The organism is Rhizobium sp. RHZ02, assembly GCF_014851575.1.
GTDB lineage: Bacteria > Pseudomonadota > Alphaproteobacteria > Rhizobiales > Rhizobiaceae > Rhizobium > Rhizobium altiplani.
Map to the genome: position 1 here is coordinate 49,650 of NZ_JACUZX010000033.1, position 20,618 is coordinate 70,267.

20 protein-coding genes and 1 pseudogene are annotated in these 20,618 nt (G+C 57.6%); 12 read left to right on the forward strand and 9 right to left on the reverse strand.

The window, feature by feature from the left end; all coding sequences use genetic code 11:
- Positions 1 to 132 precede the first annotated feature (132 nt).
- Entirely contained in the window at positions 133 to 756 is a 624-nt protein-coding gene (locus IB244_RS28560) for a response regulator transcription factor (RefSeq protein ID WP_018859103.1), read from the reverse strand.
- Entirely contained in the window at positions 753 to 2,654 is a 1,902-nt protein-coding gene (locus IB244_RS28565) for a PAS domain S-box protein (RefSeq protein ID WP_192306470.1), read from the reverse strand. Before IB244_RS28565 ends, IB244_RS28560 begins: the two co-directional genes overlap by 4 nt.
- A gap of 424 nt (positions 2,655 to 3,078) precedes the next feature.
- Between IB244_RS28565 and IB244_RS28570 the strand changes: the two genes are divergently transcribed.
- The 6 genes from IB244_RS28570 (at position 3,079) to IB244_RS28595 (ending at position 8,547) form a co-directional block, all read left to right on the forward strand.
- A complete protein-coding gene (locus IB244_RS28570; RefSeq protein WP_192306472.1) occupies positions 3,079 to 4,053 on the forward strand; it encodes an alpha/beta fold hydrolase in 975 nt (324 codons plus the stop codon).
- A gap of 94 nt (positions 4,054 to 4,147) precedes the next feature.
- The gene (locus tag IB244_RS28575; protein WP_192306474.1) at positions 4,148 to 4,777 is read left to right on the forward strand and encodes a pyridoxamine 5'-phosphate oxidase family protein; all 630 of its coding nucleotides are present in this window, start codon (positions 4,148 to 4,150) and stop codon (positions 4,775 to 4,777) included.
- The gene (locus tag IB244_RS28580; RefSeq protein ID WP_192306476.1) at positions 4,777 to 5,247 is read left to right on the forward strand and encodes a DUF1348 family protein; all 471 of its coding nucleotides are present in this window, start codon (positions 4,777 to 4,779) and stop codon (positions 5,245 to 5,247) included. Before IB244_RS28575 ends, IB244_RS28580 begins: the two co-directional genes overlap by 1 nt.
- A 12-nt stretch (positions 5,248 to 5,259) precedes the next feature.
- Positions 5,260 to 6,111 carry an alpha/beta fold hydrolase gene (locus IB244_RS28585; RefSeq protein ID WP_192306478.1) on the forward strand — a complete coding sequence of 284 codons (852 nt, stop codon included), beginning with the start codon at positions 5,260 to 5,262 and terminating at the stop codon, positions 6,109 to 6,111.
- A gap of 89 nt (positions 6,112 to 6,200) precedes the next feature.
- Positions 6,201 to 7,019, forward strand: coding sequence for a GNAT family N-acetyltransferase (locus IB244_RS28590; RefSeq protein WP_192306480.1), 819 nt, complete (start codon positions 6,201 to 6,203; stop codon positions 7,017 to 7,019).
- A gap of 523 nt (positions 7,020 to 7,542) precedes the next feature.
- Positions 7,543 to 8,547: a DUF2332 domain-containing protein gene (locus tag IB244_RS28595; protein ID WP_246734753.1), complete on the forward strand. Its 1,005-nt coding sequence runs from the start codon at positions 7,543 to 7,545 to the stop codon at positions 8,545 to 8,547.
- 121 nt (positions 8,548 to 8,668) lie between these two features.
- On the opposite strand, the gene IB244_RS28600 is transcribed toward IB244_RS28595, so the two are convergent.
- Entirely contained in the window at positions 8,669 to 9,592 is a 924-nt protein-coding gene (locus IB244_RS28600) for a LysR family transcriptional regulator (protein WP_018860356.1), read from the reverse strand.
- A gap of 170 nt (positions 9,593 to 9,762) precedes the next feature.
- Between IB244_RS28600 and IB244_RS28605 the strand changes: the two genes are divergently transcribed.
- Positions 9,763 to 10,581: an alpha/beta fold hydrolase gene (locus IB244_RS28605; RefSeq protein ID WP_192306483.1), complete on the forward strand. Its 819-nt coding sequence runs from the start codon at positions 9,763 to 9,765 to the stop codon at positions 10,579 to 10,581.
- Positions 10,582 to 11,219: 638 nt separating this feature from the next.
- Here the strand turns inward: IB244_RS28605 and IB244_RS28610 are convergent.
- The 6 genes and pseudogenes from IB244_RS28610 to IB244_RS28635 all read right to left on the reverse strand — a co-directional run.
- Positions 11,220 to 12,023: pseudogene (locus IB244_RS28610) on the reverse strand (aldo/keto reductase); the annotation flags it as partial.
- 37 nt (positions 12,024 to 12,060) lie between these two features.
- The gene (locus IB244_RS28615; RefSeq protein ID WP_192306487.1) at positions 12,061 to 12,912 is read right to left on the reverse strand and encodes an SDR family oxidoreductase; all 852 of its coding nucleotides are present in this window, start codon (positions 12,910 to 12,912) and stop codon (positions 12,061 to 12,063) included.
- Between the two features lie 192 nt (positions 12,913 to 13,104).
- Entirely contained in the window at positions 13,105 to 14,169 is a 1,065-nt protein-coding gene (locus IB244_RS28620) for an alpha/beta hydrolase family protein (RefSeq protein WP_192306489.1), read from the reverse strand.
- 77 nt (positions 14,170 to 14,246) lie between these two features.
- Positions 14,247 to 14,624 carry a DUF1330 domain-containing protein gene (locus IB244_RS28625; protein ID WP_192306491.1) on the reverse strand — a complete coding sequence of 126 codons (378 nt, stop codon included), beginning with the start codon at positions 14,622 to 14,624 and terminating at the stop codon, positions 14,247 to 14,249.
- A 276-nt stretch (positions 14,625 to 14,900) separates the two neighbouring features.
- Positions 14,901 to 15,794: a LysR family transcriptional regulator gene (locus tag IB244_RS28630; RefSeq protein WP_192241651.1), complete on the reverse strand. Its 894-nt coding sequence runs from the start codon at positions 15,792 to 15,794 to the stop codon at positions 14,901 to 14,903.
- Between the two features lie 294 nt (positions 15,795 to 16,088).
- Positions 16,089 to 16,721 carry a tyrosine-type recombinase/integrase gene (locus IB244_RS28635; RefSeq protein ID WP_192306493.1) on the reverse strand — a complete coding sequence of 211 codons (633 nt, stop codon included), beginning with the start codon at positions 16,719 to 16,721 and terminating at the stop codon, positions 16,089 to 16,091.
- Between the two features lie 636 nt (positions 16,722 to 17,357).
- Here IB244_RS28635 and IB244_RS28640 point away from each other — a divergent pair.
- The 5 genes from IB244_RS28640 to IB244_RS28660 form a co-directional block, all read left to right on the forward strand.
- Positions 17,358 to 17,963: a TetR/AcrR family transcriptional regulator gene (locus IB244_RS28640; protein WP_192241649.1), complete on the forward strand. Its 606-nt coding sequence runs from the start codon at positions 17,358 to 17,360 to the stop codon at positions 17,961 to 17,963.
- 25 nt (positions 17,964 to 17,988) lie between these two features.
- Entirely contained in the window at positions 17,989 to 18,441 is a 453-nt protein-coding gene (locus tag IB244_RS28645; RefSeq protein WP_192241648.1) for a cupin domain-containing protein, read from the forward strand.
- 516 nt (positions 18,442 to 18,957) lie between these two features.
- Positions 18,958 to 19,287, forward strand: a complete 330-nt coding sequence (locus tag IB244_RS28650; RefSeq protein ID WP_192306495.1) for a hypothetical protein — start codon at positions 18,958 to 18,960, stop codon at positions 19,285 to 19,287.
- Positions 19,288 to 19,414: 127 nt separating this feature from the next.
- Positions 19,415 to 19,855, forward strand: a complete 441-nt coding sequence (locus IB244_RS28655; protein ID WP_192241646.1) for a hypothetical protein — start codon at positions 19,415 to 19,417, stop codon at positions 19,853 to 19,855.
- 325 nt (positions 19,856 to 20,180) lie between these two features.
- Positions 20,181 to 20,618, forward strand: a 438-nt coding sequence (locus IB244_RS28660) for an adenylate/guanylate cyclase domain-containing protein (RefSeq protein WP_192306497.1), incomplete at its 3' end; no start/stop codon positions are given.

Sequence of the window (20,618 nt, forward strand, 5' to 3'; positions counted from 1 at the left end):
GCCCAAGAATTCACGGGGCCGGTGGCGGACTGGCAGCTTACGGCGTCCTCGACGAGATCATTCAATCGCCACCAGTTGAGGAAAGACCGCGGCCCCTTCAGTCTATCCCACGTTCTTTCCTAGAGCTTAATTTCAGCCCTCCAGAATTCTCGCGATCCTAACCAGATCTGCAACTGAGGATGCGTGCATTTTCCGCATCATATGGCCGCGATGAAGCTTCACGGTGGCCTCGGCGAGTTGAACCTCAGCGGCGATCTGCTTGTTCAGCTTCCCGGCAACAACCAAAGTCATAATCTGCCGCTCGCGATCGGTGAGTTTGGAATACCTCAGGCGCACTGCTGCCGTTTGATTTGCCTCTTCCCGTCGGGCGCTATCACTCGCCAAAGCGCGGTTCACGGCTTCGAGCAGGTCCTGTTCGCGTACTGGCTTGGTAAGGACATCGATTGCTCCGGCCTTCATGGCGCGGACAGCCATCGCCACGTCGACATGAGCACTTATCAGCACGACAGACCTGGGGTGTCGGCTTTTCGCGAGCGCCTCTTGAAACTCCAGTCCGCTTTGACCCGGCAGGCGAATATCCAGAACAATGCAGCCAGCCCGATCCGGATCATCCGCAGCAAGAAACTCTGTCACCGAACCATGGGTTTCGGCGGTCAATTCGACAGATTCAAAAAGCCCTCTCAGAGCTTCGCGGACACTTTCGTCATCATCGATGATGATGACGGTCGGCCGGCCTCTTTTGCGATCATCCATCATACGGCGCCTGTATCCTCCGCCCTTGGCAAGGTGAATGAGAACACTGATCCTCCCCCATTTTCCGCCTCTGAAGCCCAGATCCGGCCACCATGCGCTTCGACGATGGAGCGGCAAATCGACAAGCCCATTCCGATACCATCGGCCTTCGTGCTGTAGAATGCTTCGAAAATCCGATCCAACTCACCGACCGGTACCCCACGGCCTGTATCCGAGATACTCACGATTACACGCTGTTTCTGAACCGCACATCTGATGGCGATGCGCTTTGCCCTTGGCGAAGCTGTCATCGCTTCAGCGCTGTTCATGACCAGGTTGAGAACAACCTGTTGCAGTTGCGTCCGGTCTCCTACGACTTCGATAGGCAATTCCCCCATATCGAGGCCGACCTCTATCTCACGCCTTTGCAGTTCGCCCGTCAAAAGACTCAACACCTCATGCAGGGCACCTTGTAAATCCGTCTGCTCCATTCGCGCTGGTGATTTCTGAGCCATTGCGCGGATACTCGTGATAATATCGCCCGCGCGATGTCCGTCCCGAACAACCCTTTCGGCGGCCATCCGCGCCTGCTCCAGATCAGTGTGGCCCGGTTGCAGCCAGCGCAGACATGTGCCAGCACTCGTGACGATTGCCATCAGTGGCTGGTTGACTTCATGGGCAATCGAAACGGCAAGCTCCCCTGTGGCCGTCATCCGCGTCACGTGCGCGAGGTCACTCTGGCTCTGCCGCAGGGACTCTTCAGCCCGCTTGCGATCCTCGATATCAACGACGACGCCGTACCATCTCACAACATTTCCGTCTGCATCCAACAGCGGGCTTTGTCGCAAGTTGAACCATCGATATTCGCCATCGGCGCGTCTGATACGAGCATCGACCGGGCGACTTATTTTCGAAGCAACAATCTCGTCCCATGCCGCACGCATCGGCTCGACGTCATCAGGATGAAACATACGATAGAAGCCGAAGCCGACAATTTCATCAAAAGGCAGACCGACATAATCGATCAAGTTGCGATTGAAATATTCAAGCCGTCCATCCGGGGTGCAGGACCAGGCCATCGCGGGTATGGTGTTGATGATAAGATTCAGCTTATGCTCACTTTCCCTGAGAGCAGCTTCGCTGTCCCGGAGAGCAATCTCCGCACGTTGTAGGTCTTCGATATCGATATTGCAGCCGAACCAACGCACGATTCCGTTGGCATCAACCAGCTTGCGGCCCGCGAAATAGAACCAGCGGTAGTTGCCGTCGGCTCCGCGGATGCGTCCCTTCAGAACGGTGTGGTCGGAATGCTCAAGGTCTCTCTTCCAAATGTCCACCATGCTTGGGATATCGTCAGGATGATATAAGTCCAAAAAACCCCATTCGAGGATTTGATCAGCGGGGCGACCCGCGTAGTCCAACCAGCTTTTATTGACAAAATCCGCGCTGCCATCCGGTCTTGCAGACCATACGAGAACCGGAAGCGAATTAATGATCAGGCTGAGGTTCTCTTCGCTGGCCGCAAGTGCAGTCTTGGTTTCCTTCAATGCGTTTTCGGCCTGCTTGCGGTCTTCGATATCCAGGACGACGCCATACCATCTCGTGACATTTCCTTCGGCGTCGAGCCGAGGTTTCTGCCGAAGCGTGCACCAGCGATATTGGCCATCTGCGCGCTTGAGCCTCCCCACGACCTCTCTGGCAGTCTTCGAGGCCATGATAGCATGCCATTCAGAAGCGAGATGTGCCGTGTCGTCAGGGTGAAACAACTTGTAGAAGCCCTCTCCGGAAATTTCCTCAAGCGGCGCACCGATAAATTCGAGAAAATGCTGGTTGGCAAAATCCAGCATGCCATCCGAGGTTGCTGACCACACCATGGCGGGGATCAGGTCGATAATGGGATCGGTTTCCGGCTCTCGTTCCACAACCCTCTCCGTTCAGAGTTCGGGACGACTTCGTGTCAGGAAATGTAGAAGGATGGTCAATCGTCCGCCGGAAATAGTTACGGGATTTCTGCGGGTTGCGTAAGGACAAATCAATAGACGAAGGTCTAGGACGGCAATGCCATTGTCTAGTTGCGAGTGACCTAGATCGCAATTGAGAGCAGTCGAAAACCAGCCTACTCCTATCCATCGAGGCGCTTAATGAACGACGACGACGACGGCCGGTCCGCCGGCGCGTTCATACCCAAGATTTACGTGCATCGAATTCCACACAACTGACACTTCCGACCTGGGGCTGTCGCCTCCGGTACGTTGTTTATCGCGGACGATTGCTCGGCAAGAACGGCCAAAGCAACCCTCATTCAGAACCAATTTTCGTTTCATCTCGACTTATGAGGAGACTATCATGCGTAGCTTGATTATGTGCCTGATGCTGGCGACCGCCAGCATGACTGCCGCAACAGTTGTGTCCGCGTGTCCCGCGCAGGCCACGACAGATGTTCGCGAGGCTCCGGTTCCCATCCACTACCGAACTGCAAAGATCGATGGCCTCGATATCTTCTACCGGGAAGCCGGTCCGGCCGACGCTCCGGTCGTGCTGCTGCTTCATGGCTTTCCCACATCGTCTCATATGTTCCGGAATCTGATTCCGCTTCTTGCAGACCGGTACCATGTCGTCGCGCCGGATTATCCCGGCTACGGGCAAAGCGCCACTCCCGATCGCAGTATGTATGCCTATACGTTTGCCGCGACCGCCGACATCGTCGACAAGCTAATGGTTCGTCTGGAGGCCAAGAGCTACGCAATGTACGTCATGGATTATGGCGCGCCCGTCGGCTATCGCCTGGCGCTGAAGCATCCGGAACGGGTCAGCGGTCTGATCATCCAGAACGGCAATGCCTATGATGAAGGACTGAAGGAATTCTGGGATCCCATCAAGACCTACTGGTCCGATGGATCAGCAAAGAGCCGCGAAGCGCTCTCCGGCTTGCTCACGCTCGAAACCACCAAGTTCCAGTACACCGACGGCATGGAAGACGTGTCGCGCATTAGCCCGGACAACTGGGTTCACGACCAAGCCCTTCTGGATCGCCCTGGGAACAAGGACATCCAGCTCGATATGCTGTACGATTACCGAACCAACGTGCCGCTATATCCTGACTTCCAACGTTTCTTTCGTGAGCGCAAGCCACCCACGCTCATCGTCTGGGGCAAGAACGATTCTATCTTTCCCGAGGCAGGCGCTCATCCTTACCTCAAGGATCTACCGGATGCAGAAATCCATATCCTGAACTCAGGTCATTTCCTGCTCGAAGAAAAGCTGGATGTCGCTGCTCCCCTTATCAACGACTTCCTGGATCGCAACGTCGCCAAGAAGTGACTAGCCATGGTCGCCGGCGGTGTGACCGAAGCTCCGCCAAATCGAGGTCGCACCGCTGAATAGCGGATACTATACTTCGAATTTGGAGGCACCCATGCCTTACCGTTTTTTGGAAGTTGCAATCACTCCGAATGTGCGGCAGGCCCAAGCTGAAATGGGTGCTGATCAGATATGGTTAGGCGAGCACCATTGCGCGTCTGATAGTTTCACCGAGAGTGAACTTGCCTTCATCGCGGCACGCGACAGCTTCTATATCGCCTCTGTGTCGGAAACCGACTGGCCCTATGTCCAGCATCGCGGTGGACCGCAGGGCTTTCTCAAAGCCGTCGACAACAAGACGCTGGCTTTCGCCGACTATCGGGGTAACCGCCAATATATCAGCACCGGCAACTTTGTCGCAAACGACCGGGCCTGTCTCTTTTTAGTCGATTATCCGCGACGCGCCCGTCTCAAGATCTATATGCATGTCGAGAAGCTGGCACTCGATGCCGACCCGGCACTGACCGACCTTGTTTTCGATGCTGGCTACCGGGCGAAGGCCGAGCGGATTTTACGGCTACACCTGGAGGCTTTCGACTGGAATTGCGCTCAGCACATCACTCCCCGCTACACCGAAGGCGAGGTGGAGAAAGCGGTGACACCGTTGCGCGAGCGTTTGGGTCAACTGGAATCGGAAAATACAGAGCTGCGTGCCCGGCTCGCCGCCGCCTTGGGAGAAAAATAATGGACGCCACAAGACCGCCTTTGCCTCCGTTTTCAACGGCTTCAGCAACAGAAAAGGTTCGACTTGCCGAGGATGGCTGGAATAGTAACAACCCCGAAAAGGTAGCGCTGGCCTATAGCAAGGACAGCCAGTGGCGCAACCGCTCGGAATTTGTAACCGGCCGCGAAGCGATCGTTGGCTTTCTAACCCGGAAATGGCAACGCGAGCTCGAATATCGACTGATAAAGGAGCTTTGGGCCTTTACCGGCAATCGCATCGCGGTTCGCTTTGCCTATGAATGGCATGACGACAGCGGTAGTTGGTTTCGGTCATACGGGAACGAAAATTGGGAGTTCGGAGCCGATGGGCTCATGCAAAAACGCTTCGCTTGCATCAACGATTTGCCGATCCTTGCCGCGGATCGACGCTTCCACTGGCCGCTTGGCCGGCGACCGGATGAACACCCCTGCCTCAGCGATTTTAGCTTTTAAAGCGAGGACAAGATGAAGCGTTCGACCTACCACCGCATCAATATCGACGGTTGCGAGATGTTCTATCGGCAAGCCGGGGAGCAAACAAAACCGATCCTGCTGTTGCTGCACGGTTTTCCGTCTTCAAGCCACATGTTTCGTGATCTCATGCCACTGCTCGCCGATCGGTTCCACTTGGTCGCGCCGGATATACCGGGGTTCGGTCAGTCACAGGCGCCCTCGCGTGAAAATTTCGCCTACACCTTCGACAATCTTGCCCACTGCATAAAAAGGTTCATTGAGGTCTTGGGCTTCGAGCGATTTACGCTCTACGCTTTCGATATCGGTGCACCGATCGGCTTCCGCATCGCGATGGAGTATCCCGAGCGGGTGACCGCGATTATCTCCCAAAATGGCAATGCCTACGAGGAAGGGTTGAGCGACGTCTGGAACCCGATAAAGCGATACTGGTCCGAGCCGACGGAGGCCAATCGGGACGCACTACGGGAAATCATGAGACCTCCCGCCATTCGTTGGCAATACGAACACGGCGTTTCGGACTTATCAACGGTGTCTCCCGACGGGTATTCGCTCGATGCCTTCTTCATGGCGCGCCCGGACGCTGAAGAAATCCAGCTCGACATTGCACTCGATTACGCGAGCAATGTCGCTCTATATCCGATGTTCCAACGCTATTTACGCCAGAACCAGCCGAAGTTTTTGGCTATCTGGGGCGACAAGGATCCATTCTTTCTACCTGCCGGCGCAGAAGCCTTCAAACGGGACCTGCCGAATGCCGAGATTCGCTTCGTCGATACAGGGCATTTTGCACTAGAGACGCATGCCTTTGAAGTCGCCGCTGCGATCGTGAATTTCCTCACCTAGCTGCCGTTGCAGTAGCCGGCGTTCGTCCCCAGCCTGGCCTAACCGCGGCGCCTCCTCGCTGTCTTGTCGAAGTTTTCAAGGACACTGCCATGGATCGTCTAATAGACTCGCGCCAACTTGTGCCCGAAGAAGATATCATTGAGGTGAGAGCATTTGTTGACCTGTTCATGATCGCACCGCAGACGGTCGTGGACGAGGCTGAGTTTTGTTGCATGCAGCTGGGTGCAGGTTGCGCAATATCGCTGCCCTCAGCGCCCGCAATTGGTCTCAACCGCATTCTTGGTCTTGCCGCACTCGATGACGTCGAAAAGGCCTACGAATGGATGACCAAAAAGACAGGCCGCCGCTATTTGCAATTGAACACCGACGTCGTTCCTCTTCAGGTACTCGATTGGATAAGGACACGAGGCCTGTTTCCTGAGGGGAACGGATGGGCAAAGCTGCGACGAGCAGCTCCAGCCGCTCCGCTCGCCCACGCTGGAGAAGTCACCACCCGAGAGGTAAATATAGACGAAGCCGAAATTTTCGGTTCGATGATGTGTGCCGGATTTAACTTTCCAGAAAAGCTGATACCGCTCTGGTCTGCAATCGTCGGGAAAGAAGGTTGGACTTGCTTTTTCGCTGAGCTAGGCGGCAAGCCGATAGCGACAGGTGCGATGTACGCGTCAGGCAATTTTGCATGGCTCGGCGGCGGCGCGACAGTTCCCGAGTTTCGTAATCGCGGCGCGCAGAAGGCTCTTATTGCTGCGCGTCTAAATCATGGCGCCCGTCAGGGCGTCCAGACATTCGTCGTCGAAACCGCCCAGCCGTCGGCCCAAGAGCCGAACATCTCTCACGCGAATCTCATCGCAACCGGATTTGAACAGATTTACTCGAGAGTGAACTACCGATTTACGGATGCTTCATAAGATGCGTCAAGCACCGTGTCTCTGAGCCTCGAATTGCTGCTTTCTTTCAAGTTGTCGTGCTTGACGGACGAGCGCTTCGAATTCGGAAAGAACGTTGTCCCCTTCTAAATCCAATTATGCACCCACACCGTCCTCGATGACCGAGCGTTACGCGGGTTGAACGGTTGTCGCGCACTTATCCTCGGCGACACCATCCGAGCGGTCGCCGTTGCCGTAACTTCGGTCTCCGACCGCGATCGCCGTCTGAGTGTCCGCAGGATTAGAAGTAGTTGCCACTACAGCCTACACAAATTCGCCTGCCGTCGACTGGAGTTGTCCCGCCGACTGCGCAGCAAGTCTGGCGATCACATCAGGTAGGAAACCTCCTTTTCGAAGAACCGGGGGTTTTTTGCATGGGCGCCTTTTAGCCGGCGGGCCTTTGCCTTGCGCATCCGAAGTCCATATTTGCCTGCAATTAGATCCTAAGATCGTGTACTGTGCCAGACGTCGAAATCGAGGGTCAGCGGACATGGACGAGGAGGGCTTGGCTGAGATCTCAGCCTGGTATGTTCGCTTCGCCGATGCAGAAGCCCTCGGCCGTTCGCCGCTCTATGAGGCGTTAGCTCGTGCGGTTGCTGCAGACCGGGAGACCCTCAGCTTCCTATCGACCCTGCCAGACATGAAAAGGCAACCGAACCTTCTGCTTGCGGCGGTGCGTCACCTGTTCGGCACGCCGACGGGCTGGAGCGAGTTCCGACGGGTGCTCCTGGCCCATCCCGACGCTGTTCGTTCGCTGATGCTCGAGCGTTCGACACAAACCAACGAACCAGGAAGGTGCGCTTCGCTACTCCCCGTCCTGGCGCGATTGCCACAGCCGCTGGCGCTCCTCGAAGTCGGGACCTCCGCAGGGCTCTGCCTCATGCCCGACCTCTATGGCTACGACTACGGCCACAAGGCGATCCGCGCACCCGTGATGGCCTTGGAGCCGCCCGTGTTCCGTTGCTCCGCCAGCGAGATGACCCCATTGCCGACGGCCGCACCACATGTCGTCTGGCGAGCGGGGTTGGACCTGAGTCCGATCGATGCTTCAGATCCTGCGCAAGTCGCATGGCTTAAGACGCTGGTCTGGCCAGAGCAGACGGAACGGCTCGCCAATCTGCAGGCCGCCGTGAAAATCGCCGCCACGGTCAAGCCACGGATCGTGAAGGGTGACCTGCGCGGGAGCGAGTTCGTTCGGCTCTGCAGCGAAGCTCCAAAGGGCGCCACTCTTGTCGTCTTTCACACGGCCGTTCTCGACTACATCTCCGACCTCGCAGACAGAGAGGCTTTCGCCGAACAGGCGATGCGTCTCGCTCCGTATTGGGTATCGAACGAGTTCCCCCGCGCATTCCCGTCCATCGCCACGCGAGCAGGAACAAGCTGGCCACCCGGGCGCTTCCTCCTATCTGTGAACCGCTCTCCTGTGGCCTGGACCGACCCGCATGGAGCTTCGCTCACATGGATCGCAGACGAGCTCAAGGGCCCGGCCGATGCAGAGCATTTGCGCTAAAGCTTGCTCAGGGCGGGCCCTCCCGAATGGCCGGAACGTTCGGCCTCGCCTTTGATTGCAGACATTAGCCAAAAATTCGGGAGCACGCCAAGAAGCAGAAATCGCATGAGCTTGATCTCGGCTATGGAACTTCGGCATAGCGGATGATGCTCTGATTTTGTACGTTGGCGACTAATTCATCAGAACGAGACAAAAATCGGCGGAGCAAAGGTGAGGAATTTGAATCGTTGTATCCTAAGGTGAGATCAATTGTCGGAGGCACACCCTCTAGCGCTCTAGCGACGACATTTGGCGTCAGCATATTTTGCGCATAAAGCGGAATAAGCGTTATTCCACCGGTAGACACGACGAGCGACATTGCTGAAGGTAGGCCGTCACCCTCGTACTCTGCCTTGAGGGTGATCCCAACGTTCGACGCGTAGTCTTGGATCACGGATTGCAATACGGGAGAAATTCTGGCCGAACTGACGTAAGTTTCGCGGGCAAGGTCCTGCGGCCGGATCTTTTTGCGCGACGTCAAGCGATGGTCCGCCGGCAGTACGGCGATCAGTGGCTCCTTGGCTAAGAACTTGAAGGACACACCAACACTCTGCGTCTCGGGGCGAAGGAAAGCGACGTCCAGCTTGCCTCGCATCAGTGCCAGAGCGAGGTCCGGGGAGGACTGACTGGACAGGATGATTTCAACCTCCGGCGCTTCCTCACGAATAATGCGCAATGCATGGGGGAGCCACACGACCTCTTGCCCTGCGAGAAAACCAATAACGAACGACTGCTTTTCCGGCCGCTCTGCCCGCCTTGCCCCTTCCGCCGCCGCCTCGACTTGCAATAACGCCAGCCGCGCGTGATCAAGAAACACTTTACCGGCGGCGGTGAGCGTCACGCCGCGCGGCTGCCGTTCCAGCAGTTTTACACCGATTTCGGTTTCCAGATCGCGAATTTGCCTGCTGAGTGAGGGCTGGGAAGTGTGTAGCCGCCGCTCGGCTGCGGTCAGTAGGCTTCCCTCCTCAGCAACAGCAACAAAATAGCGCAAATGCCTCAGTTCCATCGGGTCCTCGCTATACCTTTAAGGCATAGCTCGAACGTACAAGGTATTGGTCTTTGATAAAAAGGGAATTTAATCAACGTCGCAAATTTGGGATACAATTGAACGCGCCTCATTGGAGGAATTTCGCAATCAACTGTGTCCACGTTTAACAGGGCAGATGGAGCGACTCGATGCCTACAATCACCACCACGGACGGCGTAAACATCTTCTACAAGGACTGGGGCTCAGGCCAGCCGATCGTTTTCAGCCACGGCTGGCCGCTGTCGGCGGACGACTGGGACGCCCAGATGACCTTCTTTCTTCGCCAGGGCTACCGGGTGATCGCCCACGACCGGCGCGGCCACGGCCGGTCCGACCAGCCCGGCACCGGCAACGACATGGACCACTGGGTTGCCGACCTCGCGGCCCTCACCGAGCACCTCAACCTGCGCGACGCGATCCACATCGGCCATTCCACAGGTGGCGGTGAGGTTGCTCGCTATGTCGCCCGCCACCCGGAACGCGTCGCGAAGGCGGTACTGGTCGCTTCTCTGACGCCGAACATGTACCGGAGCGAGGAAAACCCGTCCGGTCAGCCGCCGGAGTGGTTCGAAGCGATCCGCGCGGGCGTGCTGGGCAACCGGTCGCAGTTCTTCCGGTTCGTCCCTGAGAACCCGTTCTACGGCTACAACCTCGACGGGGCTGTGCCGTCGGAGGCGATCATTGCGAACTGGTGGCGCCAGGGCATGGCCGGTGGTGCCCTGGCTCACTACGCGACTGTCGACTCTTGGCTGGAAGATTATACTGAAGACCTCAAGAAGATCACCGTGCCGGTGCTGGTGATGCATGGCGAGGCCGATCAAGTCGTGCCCTTCGCAAGTTCCGTGCCGCGTGCAGTCGACCTGCTCAAGAACGGGTCGCTGAAGACCTATCCGGGCTACCCCCATGGCATGCTGACCACACACGCAGATGTCCTCAACCCCGACCTGCTCTCGTTCATCAGGTCTTGACCACATCGACCGAACCGCGGCCTTCACCCCACGTCGGCCGCGCGATCTGTCACCCGGCAGTGCCGGGTGACACCTGTCGCCATCGACATGCCAGCATGGCTGGCTTTCCTGCCGTCTTTGAGTTTTATGGCGCTCGGTTCGATGGCAGCTTTTGGGGACACTGACCATAGTGTCTGAACGGCTGAAATGCGGGCGAAACTTGCCGCCCCCGACGAGTAGTGCCCGTAAGGGCAATAGCGCTCCTCCGGCGTAAAGAGTAAGCTCATTGAACCGTAGGAACGCGCTGTAGATGAGCCGCGGCCCGTCGGAAATCTGTTCTTTTGCTGTTGATCACACGTCAAGGTCTTCGCTGCCGAGTGAGCTGGCCATGAAACGGCATTCAGGCACAGAACCGAAGGGAGACGTTATGAAATCGACCACCCGCACACGCCGCCTAGTAGCTGCCACGCTCTTTGGCGCTATGGCCGTCGCTGCTGTCAGCGCCGCCCACGCACAGACGAACCTCAACACGGCCATCGGAGCTCTCAACTACGAGAATGGCTACCCCACAAAGGAAACCTCTCAGAAGCTCTATGACGAAATGGACCTTCAGCGCGCAAGCCAGGCCTATATGTGGTCCGTTCCCGCCGTGAACTTCGCCTCGATCTGCCATCCATCTTCCCGGTGAGGTAGCCCATCCCCACGGGACCCCACGGAACGAAGCCGATGCCGAGTTCCTCGCAGGCAGCGAGCACACCATTGGTTTCCGGGCTTCTTTCCATCATGGAATATTCAGTCTGCACGGCGGCGACCGCCTGGACGGCGTGCGCCAGCCGGATCGTCTTCGCGCTCGGTTCGGAGAGACCGAAATGCAGGACCTTGCCTTCCTGGATCAGGTTCTTGACCGCACCCGCGACGTCTTCGATCGGCACGTTCGGATCGACGCGATGCTGGTAGAATAGATCGATACGATCGGTCTTGAGGCGCTGCAACGAGGCCTCGGCGACCCGCTTGATGCGTTCCGGCCTGCTGTTCAGTCCGATTGTGTCGTCGATGGCAAAACCGAATTTCGTCGCGATCCTCACCTGGTCGCGGATAGGCGCTAGAGCTTCGCCGACAAGTTCTTCACTGGTGTATGGACCGTAGACTTCGGCGGTGTCAAAGAAAGTCACGCCGTTGTCATGCGCCGTGCGCAGTGTCTTGATGCCTTGGGCAACGTCTGCGGGCGGGCCATAATTGGCGCTGATGCTCATGGCTCCCGCGCCGATTTCCGAGACTTCTAGCGTTCCGAGTTTGCGAGTCTTCATATTGGTTTCCTTGGCCTGCTCCGATGTTGCAGCCCAGCCCATTGACCCAAGGGGCAATGCTGCGCCGATGAGCGCGGCAGTTGTCAGGAAGTCTCGGCGGTTGAGTGTCGAACGGCTTTCTGCGTTCGATCGGGTTGGTTCATCTGTCGCGGACATGGTCTTTTCCTGTTCAAACGGTCGGGCGTAAGGACGATCAGTTGGCTGCGGCCGCAACTTCGTCGAAATCCAGAGAGGTCGAGAGTTGCCGATGGGCGTCGATCTGTTTCTGGAGGGTCGCGATCTTCTGTTCTGCGATGCCGATGGCATCCGCGCCTGCGATGAAGCGGGCTGGCAGTTCGTTTAAATTGGTGAGCGTCAGCAAAGCCTGGGCAAGCTTGGCGGGGTCGCCGGATTGCTTGCCATTGTAGGACTTCCAGAATTCCAACTGTTGTGCCCGCCGCTCGGCGTAGTCGTCGATCGAGGGGACCGCGTAATTGGTCGACTCCTTTGTCAAAAGCTCGGTGCGAAAGAAGCCCGGATTGACGATCATGGTCTGAATGCCGAATGGTGCGACCTCGGCCCGTACCGACTCCATCCATCCTTCAAGCGCGAACTTGGAAGCCGCATAGGCGCTTCCGAATTCGAAGCCGCCGAAACCAGCGCTCGACGATATCGAGATGATTTTACCAGAACGCTGTTTGCGCATGACGGGAAGGGCGGCGCGTGTGACGTTCATCGGACCGATGAGGCTCGTCATCAGTTGCACGTCCATCTGGGCGGATGTCAGTTCCTCGAAATATCCGGCGAAGAAGCTCGCGGCGTTATTCACAAGCACATCGATGTGGCCAAAGCGTTCGACCGCCGACTTCACCGCCTGCTCGGCATCCTCGGACTTGTTCACGTCGAGTTTGACGACAAGCAAGTCTGCTGACTGCCCGATGGCCTTGGCCACCTTCTCGGGATCACGACCAGTCGCAACCACCTTGTGACCCGCCGCTAGCGCGGCCTTTGCGAAATCCAACCCCATGCCGCGCCCGGCACCCGTAATCATCCATACCTTGCTCATAGCCACAGTCCTTCGTTGTCTGAAGGCAAGATAGGTCACGCGGAGAGTGCTGATTAGGCGGTATTATCTGCATGTACTTAGAAAGCGGGTTTCTAAATAGGCGGGTTTACGTGAACGCTCGGCGGCGATTTCTCGGCTGCCGGGCGTTGTTCTGATAGGTCTTTTTGGAGGCTTGGAGGATCAATCAGACCGTTAAGCAGCTCTAATGTGAGTGCCAAACCAATCGAGAACGAGTCGTGGGTTCTGGCCGAAGTAATTGTATCCCTGGAAGCGCTGATCCGTTCCTTCGATCCAGAACAGCTTCTTGTCCTTCGACGAAATGGTGTCGTAGATTTCCAGGACATTGGACGGCTTGGTCAGGAAGTCGTCACGAACCTGGGCGACTAGAGTCGGGACAGTAACGGCCCTGGCATACTCCATCGGCCAGACATCGGCGAGGTGAAAGCCGGTCCGCTTGTGGAACGCGACGTCGAAGCGTTCGAGGCCATTCTCGATCTTCTGGTTTTCCACCGCTGTCTGGACGAAGACGCTGGGCGAGACAGGCTGCAGCGCGATCAACGCCTTGATGTGTTCGAACTCCGCTGGGTGCTTCTGCATCCCGACGATGGTCGCATTGGCTCCGAGGCAGCGGCTGTAGAGAACCGTTTTCATGTCCTTGGTGTCGGGTCTGGATTTGGCGTAGCGGATCGAGCCGACGACATCGCGATATTCCAGCACACCGTGACCGTTGACGCCGCCGCTGCCCGTGCCGCTGCGGCCGTGGCTGCGCATGTCGTAGGCGATGATGTTGTAGCCCGCATCGTGCAGGACCTTGTATTCCGGCAGGAAGTTCACCTCGAAGCCGCCGAAATTGGTCCACGGCTCGAGATGACCCGGGTATCCATAGCGATTGCAGGGCATGGGATGGTTGCAGATGACCAGTCGATCGGAATCGGCGGGAATGAACCAGCCTTCGATTGTCACGCCATCCATCGCGGGGAAGAAGATTTCCTCGAACTCCATGCCGTATTCATTCGGCCAGCGCAGAATGGGGGTGCGAGTCGAGTGGGCCATCAGGTCGGCCATGCCATTGATGAATTCTTCGGATTTCGTGTCGGCCATTGTGGTTTTCGCTTTTACGTCTGCAGCCTGCGCGCTGGCGGTGGCGGCGGCCATGATGGGAAGGGTGGCGAGTGCCGCGCCAGCTTTCAAAAGCTGCCGCCGGCTGTTCGACGCTGCACCGTCCTGTTGAAGCGTGGTGTCACTTGGGTTGCCCATTTCAGGCTCCTTCTCGATGAGAGGTCGATGTTTGAAACTTGAGGCGGCGCACGGGTCGTGATCCGCCTCGTTGCTCGTCACTGCTTGGGAGGAACAAAGCCTTCGGTGATCACCACCGAACCTTCGGTCGAAGCGACGCGAAACTTCCTTGCGGCGGTGTATTCCGGCGAGTCGTAGAACCGTTGGGCGTCCGCAACGCTCGGGAACTCGGCGATTGCCATGACGGACTGCGGCTTGCCTTCAACCGCGGTCGCATTCAGGTTGAAGACGATGATCTTTCCGCCGAATTTCGGAGCCAGCGGGCCCGCTTCTTCCATATATTTCTGGTAGGCCGCCTGATCCTTGATCGTGTAGTTGGCGATCATGTAACCGGGTGGCTGCGCATCCTGTGCATGACCAGTCGAGCCGAAAGCCACGGCCATAGCGATGGCGGTGCCGAGTACGAGTGTCTTCATGGTAGATATCCTTTTCTATCGATCGGCCACGTGTCTCCGTCGGCCCGATCCGGCGGATCGTGTCGCTCGAGGAAACAGACGGTGTGATGAGAAACCCGGCGGCGTTTCCGTCCGGCTTTCATGAAAAGGACTATAACGAGGATCGATTTGAGCGATTAGACGGCATAATCTGCATGAAGTCAGAAACCTCAGAGATAAATCCTTCTCGTCAATCGAGGTGCGCCCCACGGGGAGAACGAATGGCGCTGAGAGGGCCAGCGCACTGGTCTGGCGCTGCTATCTTTTGTAACGGAGCGCTTCGAGCAGGAGTGCAAAGGCCGGGGTGTGCTGGCGTCTGCTCGGATAGTAGAGGTGATAGCCGGAGAAGGGCTGGCACCAGTCCTCCAGCACGCGCACCAGTCGTCCTTCTGCAATGTGGTGGGCAACCTGGCTTTCGAACGTGTAGGCCAACGCCAGCCCATCAAGGGCGGCCGCTTCCAGCATTTCGCCGTCGTTGAGAATGAGCGGCCCGTTGACCCGGACCTCAAGCTCGACGCCGTCGCGCTCGAACTCCCATGCAAAGAGGCCGCCACCCGTGGTCTGGCGATAACTGGCGCAACGATGGTCGCCAAGGTCGCGGGGCGTTTCCGGTGCCTTGTGCTTGGCGAAGTAGGACGGCGAGCCGACGACGGCCATGCGCAAGTCCGGGCTGACCTTGACTGCCACCATGTCTTTCTGGACTTGCTCACCCAAGCGAATGCCCGCATCGAAGCGGCCCGTAACGATATCGGTCAGTCCTTCCTCAAGACTGATTTCGACGGAGATGTCGGGATAGTCCGGAAGAAGCTTCGACAGGACGGGCCAGAGCACGGTTTTCGCCGCATGCCGGAATGTGGTGATGCGGATCGATCCAGCCGGCTTGTCGTGAAGCGCCGTGAGCGCCGCGAGTTCGCTGTCGATGTGGTCAAAGGCAGGCCTGAGGCCATTGAGCAACTTTTCTCCGGCATCGGTCAGCGAAAGGCTTCGGGTCGTTCGCGACAGCAGCCGTACTTTGAGGCGTTCCTCCAGCATGCGGACGGCATAGCTCAATGCGGACTGGGACAACCCCAGCTTGGCGGCGGCTCGGGTAAAACTCCCTTCTTCTGCGACTGCAATAAATACGGCCAGGTCGCTGAAGTCGCCTTTTCTCATTTATCAATCCAATTTCTAACTTCATGCGGATTATAGAGGCAGCGGAGTAAAGTAGCAAACTCTGCGATGGCAAACGGAGGGGCCAAGGAGACGAAATCGGGACGTCCTTTTGGCGCGGTCCAGACTCCTTGGCGGCAGCGGCCGGGGCCACTTGAACTGTCGACTGACTGCTTCTAGGAATTAAAGCGGGTGGTGTGGACGACCGGCATGGGGCGCGTAGCTGGCAGGTCGATATATAAACAGGGAACGTTGTTCTGTGAGGTCCGGCCCCGCTGGGTGCAGGGCCGCACTCTGTCAAATTTCTACATGCTCCGCCAGTTCCAGCGCATCCTCGATGTCAACGCCCAGGTACCTGACCGTGTTCTCAATCTTGGTATGTCCGAGCAATATCTGGATTGCACGAAGATTGCCGGTCGCTTTGTAGATCATCGCGGCCTTCGTGCGTCGAAGCGAGTGAGTGCCGTAGTCTTCGCGTCTTAGTCCGATGGCAGTCACCCACTCATCAACCAACCGGGCATACTGACGAGTGCTAAGATGATTGGCATGATCGACACGACTAGGAAAGGCGTAGTCGTCAATTGTCCCGCCTCTGCGTTTAAGCCAAGCAAGCAGGCTTGCCCTCACTTCGGTCGTGATCTCGAACTGCACGGGACGACCGGTCTTTTGCTGGACGACCATGGCGCGGGTTCGAATTTCTTGACCTGTGACGAGAGTCCCGATTTTAATCTTAACTAGATCGCAGCCCAGGAGCTTACTGTCTATAGCGAGATCAAACAGCGCGCGATCTCTCATACGCCCCTCCCGGCCTAGCAAGAAGCGGCTCGCCCAAATCTGGCGCTGTTTCAAGGGCTTCTTGACGCCGACCTCTCGGCCAGCGTTCCATGCCGGTCGACCCACTGCAGCAGGATCATATTGTGCAATACCCATCTGAGTTCTCCTTTGGCCTCCATGGCCCATAGGAAAACGTGCGGGTTGAAGGATTCACGGGCCGGGAGGAGACTGGCCGCTTCCGGACGTATCCCGCAGAAAGCTGCCCTTCGCTAAAGTGAAATCGCCGCCGGAGATACACCTCGCTCGCTGCTGCTGGAAGGTGGACGTTGGGGACCGGTCAGCCAGTCCTCATCGCTTGGCGAGCGGCCGGCCGCATGAGCGAACACCGGCTGCCCGGAGATCAATCGGTGGAAGTTGGATCGGGCCGACGTTGACGAAGTGTGCCATCGCATATCCAACGCACGCAACTCCTTCCGGAAATCGTACTCCAAATCGTCAGGGACATCTGCTGCTCGCCCTCAACGATCCATCCTGCCCCACCACAACCAAACGCGCTCCGGGCAACGGTGGAACGCGTCTTCTGTTCACCGGTTGCCGCGAAATTCCAAGCCTCCTGGCGTTCGAAAGCTGCGCGCCAGAGCACAATCCGGCGCTCGGCCCCTGCCCATGGTCGAACACATCGAGCACCGGGCATTTCTATTCAGCCCTATTTAGTGTCACTGCTAATGGCATGAATTGACTTCTCTGAAAATTAATGACACACATAGTGTCATTAATTCACTGGAGACCGCGATGGCAGAGACCCGCAGCTACAACAGTCCGCTCCGCGAGGAGAAAGCCCGCGAGACGCGCGAGGCAATCCTGCGTGCGCTTTACCGGCTGATGTGCGCCGACGCCGGCCCGGACGAGATCAGTATGGACGCCATGGCCACCGAGGCTGGCATCCAACGGCGCACAGTATTCCGTCATTTTCCAACCAAGGACGATTTGCTAATGGCCTTCTGGCCCTGGCTGAACGAATTGCTCGGCGTGTCCATCGTGCCTGACAGCGTCGCGGACATCGTGGCAGGGCCGCAGCACACCTTTCCGCGCTTCGATGCTCACGAGGCAGCGATGCGCGCTTCGCTGCACTCGCCCACGGGGCGTTCGATGCGCTCGGGCATGGTTCCCGCTCGCCGTCTGCGCTTCGGCCGGGCGCTTGCTCCCGTTCTCGCCACCCTGCCGCCCAACGAGGCCCAAAGGGTCGAGGCGCTGGCGCATCTTCTCTACTCGGCCTCCGCCTGGGAGGTCCTCAAGGATTACGGCGGTCTCACCGGCGCCCAAGCTGGTGAAGCCGCCTCTTGGGCGCTCGATACGATCCTGTCCGCGGTCGCCTCGGGTTCGTTACCGCGGACATGACTTCGAAAACCAAGGAGACAACGAAATGAGCATCCATGTGACAACGAATGAGGACGGCGAAGCCCGCTGGGTCGTTGCCGATCGCGTCCGCTTTCTGGGCGGCATTGCCGGCGAACAGCTCGAACTGATCGAGGTGGAGATTCCACCGGGTTCCGGGACGCCGCCGCACAGCCACGCCTCGCCGGAGCTGTTCTATGTGATCGACGGGGTGATCACGATCCGCCACTTCGCGGCCGACAAACCACCGGTCGTGATTACAGCCGCGGCCGGGACATCGGTACGTGTCGATGGACACGCACCGCATAACTATGTGAACGAAAGCGGCAGCCCGGCGCGCATGCTGGTGCTGATCGAGCCATCGATGACGGCGTTCTTCCGCGAGATTGGCACCGCTGAACCCCAGGCCGCACCGGACTTCGCCCGCATCGGCGCCGCCATGCAACGCCACGGCATCGAAGCCCTTCATATGGCATCCTGACCGCCGCCTGACACGATCGCCCCATACCTGACTGTCAGCAAGGACAGGAGCCGGCAAATCTGACGGGCGCTCTTTCGGCCGAAAGAGCGCCCGTTCAATGGGCTGACTTTTGTCAATAGCGCCAAGGCTTCTGTAAGCCCAAACCTGCAACTCAGCGGCATATCTGCCTTTGGGATATAGAAGCGCCAGGTGCAGCGTCCGATAAGGGTGCGCAAAGCGGAAATCATTTCCGCTGTTGGCCCTAAGCCGCCATTGGCAACCCGCCCTGCCTCAGTGCGCCACCTGCAATTAGTCGGGCAATAAACTCCCCGCGTTCCACTAAATTGAAACAGCTACATTAAAACTACTTAAATGCGCATCTTCTACCGTGGCCCTCAAGTGTGAGCGGGGCGTTCAAGGTATGCCGAGGCTGGCACCAGTCACCCACAACTGAGGCGTTAAACCTTGAGGGCCTTGAATTTGCCGAGAAACGATACTCAGCTTGAATGGTACATTGCGTTATGCATCGGGGCAGTCGTGATCTTTCTGATCGCAGCCGACAAAGCCCATCATGAGAGCAGTCTGGGGGACTACAGAAGACGACCTATCCGCAAAGCAGCATTTTATGCCGGGCTTTTCGGAATGCTCCAAACATATCGAGTTCTCTTTATCGATGGTCCCTACACGCTGCGCCCATTTCTTCCGCATGTCGACGCATCAGGAATTCCAAGCAATAGTTGGCTCGAACTCGCAATGATACTGGTCGCCGTGGACATCACGGCTGTGGTAATGCCGACAATCCTGTTGAGCTGGTTGCTTGCACCCGCTTTTGCCGCCTTTGCATTAGGAAGACTTAGCGGGCGCTGACTCTGGCTTCACCGTAGTCAACGAATCGCGAAATCTAGTGACAATGGCGCCGATGTTCTGAACCGTGGGGGCGCGTCTCCGAAGCGGCCTTTTGGACGAAAGAAATGAGTTCAAGGACCATGGTGATATGAAGTCAGTCATCGGTATTCTGTGCTTGCTTTTAGTTCCCGTATTCCTTGGCTTCGTTGCCAAAGACAACATCGAGCGGGGGACGCTCAGAACCTGGTATCTTGAGAAGTCGATATGGGCGTCGTTTATCCTTGGCGCTCCGGTCATCTTTTTGGCCGTCAATCCTATAATACCGGGCGAAGGTGCCGATCATGGCCCCGTGGTAGGAACGCTCTTGGCGGTCGTCTTTTTTCTTTCGGTGGCAGGTGTGTTTCTTCTGCCAGTGTTCGGCGCCGTAATCCTTGTTTATGCGTTCGGATATCTTTTCTGGCTTGTTGGTGGCCGAAGGCGCATCCAGCCTTCCGATCCTCCGCAACCCGCGTCGACTACGGACTCCACAGGAGCAACTACGCGATCTGATCAAAGGTCCTTCGGCAAACGTGAAGACAAATTGAAGTAGGGCGCATGGTCCAATTTCTGCAATTGGCGCGAAGCTGCCGTTTCGGCGTTGAGTAAGAATGCCGAAACGATCATCAGGAAACATTGCGGACTTAAGAGGACTAGCACAGGCTGCAGATCGTCAAAGAGCATATATTCGAGCGGCTCGGACATCGTCGTGACCTGACGACAGCGGATCGCCCCGGAGCCTGAAGAGCAGTCATTGCGTAGGGCTACAACGTCGGCTGCGTCCAGCTCGATCGCAACCGAGAGCGCTCTGAGCAGCGGCTGAAAGTTCTTTCTTGCCCCCTGTCTCCCTGCTATCCTGAAAGTGAGGAGACGGCGCCATGAGCGAGAGCCGAAAGCTGGCTGCAATCCTGGCTGCGGACGTGGTTGGGTACAGTCGGCTTGCCGGCGCCGACGAGGAACGCATCCTGGCGAGGCTGCGGGCACTGCGCAGCGATCTCATCGATCCGACGATCGCAGTTCACCATGGCAGGGTGGTGAAGCGAACTGGCGATGGTGCGCTGGTCGAGTTCCGCAGCGTGGTGGACGCCGTGCGTTGCGCCATTGAGGTGCAGAACGGTATGGTTGAACGCAACGAAGGCGTGCCGCAGGACCGTCGCATCGAGTTCCGGATCGGTATCCATTTGGGCGATGTCGTCGAGGAAAGCGACGGCGATCTGATGGGCGACGGCGTCAATATCGCCTCGCGATTGGAGAGCGTCGCTGCGGCGGGCGCTATCTGCCTATCCGAGGATGCCTATCGCCAAGTCAAGGCGAGG

Coding starts and splice junctions, on each gene's coding strand:
- IB244_RS28560 (WP_018859103.1), bottom strand. CDS start 756: ATGATGGATGATCGCAAAAGAGGCCGGCCGACCGTCATCATCATCGAT.
- IB244_RS28570 (WP_192306472.1), top strand. CDS start 3,079: ATGCGTAGCTTGATTATGTGCCTGATGCTGGCGACCGCCAGCATGACT.
- IB244_RS28575 (WP_192306474.1), top strand. CDS start 4,148: ATGCCTTACCGTTTTTTGGAAGTTGCAATCACTCCGAATGTGCGGCAG.
- IB244_RS28580 (WP_192306476.1), top strand. CDS start 4,777: ATGGACGCCACAAGACCGCCTTTGCCTCCGTTTTCAACGGCTTCAGCA.
- IB244_RS28585 (WP_192306478.1), top strand. CDS start 5,260: ATGAAGCGTTCGACCTACCACCGCATCAATATCGACGGTTGCGAGATG.
- IB244_RS28590 (WP_192306480.1), top strand. CDS start 6,201: ATGGATCGTCTAATAGACTCGCGCCAACTTGTGCCCGAAGAAGATATC.
- IB244_RS28600 (WP_018860356.1), bottom strand. CDS start 9,592: ATGGAACTGAGGCATTTGCGCTATTTTGTTGCTGTTGCTGAGGAGGGA.
- IB244_RS28605 (WP_192306483.1), top strand. CDS start 9,763: ATGCCTACAATCACCACCACGGACGGCGTAAACATCTTCTACAAGGAC.
- IB244_RS28615 (WP_192306487.1), bottom strand. CDS start 12,912: ATGAGCAAGGTATGGATGATTACGGGTGCCGGGCGCGGCATGGGGTTG.
- IB244_RS28620 (WP_192306489.1), bottom strand. CDS start 14,169: ATGGGCAACCCAAGTGACACCACGCTTCAACAGGACGGTGCAGCGTCG.
- IB244_RS28625 (WP_192306491.1), bottom strand. CDS start 14,624: ATGAAGACACTCGTACTCGGCACCGCCATCGCTATGGCCGTGGCTTTC.
- IB244_RS28630 (WP_192241651.1), bottom strand. CDS start 15,794: ATGAGAAAAGGCGACTTCAGCGACCTGGCCGTATTTATTGCAGTCGCA.
- IB244_RS28635 (WP_192306493.1), bottom strand. CDS start 16,721: ATGGGTATTGCACAATATGATCCTGCTGCAGTGGGTCGACCGGCATGG.
- IB244_RS28640 (WP_192241649.1), top strand. CDS start 17,358: ATGGCAGAGACCCGCAGCTACAACAGTCCGCTCCGCGAGGAGAAAGCC.
- IB244_RS28645 (WP_192241648.1), top strand. CDS start 17,989: ATGAGCATCCATGTGACAACGAATGAGGACGGCGAAGCCCGCTGGGTC.
- IB244_RS28655 (WP_192241646.1), top strand. CDS start 19,415: ATGAAGTCAGTCATCGGTATTCTGTGCTTGCTTTTAGTTCCCGTATTC.